This is a genomic window from Occallatibacter sp., from assembly GCF_049802275.1.
GTDB lineage: Bacteria > Acidobacteriota > Terriglobia > Terriglobales > Acidobacteriaceae > Telmatobacter.
In genome coordinates this window covers 1-1,578 of the sequence record NZ_JBARMD010000411.1, presented here as the reverse complement: position 1 = coordinate 1,578, position 1,578 = coordinate 1, and the positions used below count along the sequence as shown (strand labels likewise).

Annotated in this window: 1 protein-coding gene; it reads left to right on the top strand. The window is 58.5% G+C overall.

All coding sequences use genetic code 11. The features are described from left to right. Positions 1-1,578: transglutaminase-like domain-containing protein (locus WA354_RS14395; protein WP_472813710.1), on the top strand; the 1,578-nt coding region annotated here is incomplete at both ends.

Here is a 1,578-nt window from a genome sequence, read left to right as displayed (position 1 = left end):
TGAGGAACCGGCACGCGGCGGCGACTACAAGACATACAGCGATGGCAAGCGGCTGAGCGCCCCCTTGCCTGCGATTGCGCAGGGCGTGGTGGTGGAGGAGGAGTTCCTCGAGCGGGAGACTGAGCCGTTCTTTGCGCCCGGACGCGTGGGGCGCGCCTTCTTCGGACATGAGCAGGTGCCGGTGGCGCACAGCAGCGCAGTCTTCGAAGCGCCCTCGTCGTTACCGCTGCGGATTGAAGCGCGTCTTTTGCCTGGTGTGACGCCGAAGCGCGTTGAGGCGAATGGGCGAGTGACGATCACGTATGAGATCGGATCTCTGGAGGGCGTCGAAGCGCACGAATCGAATCTGCCCTCGGATGCGTATCTCTTTCCCGAGATCGACTATTCTACGGGCGCATCGTGGCAGGCGATGGCAACCGAGTATTCGAAGATTGTGGACAGCAAGGCAAAACCAGATTCGGTGCAATCCATTGTCGATGGGCTGGTTGCCGGAAAATCTACGCGGGCCGAGAAGGAAGCTGCAATTCTCGATTATGTCGATCGCGAGGTGCGCTACACGGGAATCGAATTTGGTGAGGCGGCGATTGTGCCGCATGATCCTGCCGAAACCCTGGCGCTGAAATATGGAGACTGCAAAGACAAGGCCACGCTGCTGGTGGCGATGTTGCGCGCCGCCGGAATTCCTTCGTATGTGGCGATGCTGAATGCTGGCTCGCGGCTCGATGTTCCTGCGGAGTTGCCGGGCATGGGATTGTTCGATCACGCAATTGTTTATGTGCCGGGAATTCCGGGACTTCACCCTGGCGACGCGGATCTGTGGATTGATGCGACGGATCAATATGCGCGGCTGGGACAGTTGCCGATCAACGATCAGGGAAGACATGCTCTGATTGCCCGGCCCGAAAGCACTGCGCTGACCATGACCCCCGAGTCGACATCGCGGGAGAATGTGCTGCTGGAAATGCGGGAAATTCGACTCAGCGACAACGGGCCTGCGGCGGTCATCGAGAAGACCCAGCCAAGCGGCGTGTTCGAGTCGCACTACCGCGCGTTCTACGCGGATAAGCCGGACAAGGATACGCGCGACGGACTGACAGCCTACGTCAAGGCGCAGTATATCGCCGACAAACTCACCAGCGTGGAGCGAAGCGATCCCGGAGATTTATCGACACAATTTGAACTGACACTGCAATGCGACAAGGCGCATCGCGGCTATACCGATCTGGACAGTGCGGTTGTGGCAATTCGGGTCGATGCACTGTTCCAGCAGTTGCCCGAAGATTTGAAGCGCAAAGAAGACACGGATAAAAAGAAGGAGGATCAGGATAAGCCGAAGAAGCCGCGCACCGCGGATTGGGAATTGGATCAGCCCTTCACCGCGGAGTGGAGGTACAAAATTGTTCCACCGGCAGGATTTGTGGCGAAGGAGTTGCCGAAAGACGAAAAGATTGTGATGGGCCCGGCGGCGCTTACAGAGACGTTCTCAAAGGGCAACGATGGCGTGGTGGAAGCAAACCTGGCTTTCGATTCGGGAAAGCGGCGCTACACGGTGGTCGAGGCAACAGAGGTCCGCAACAA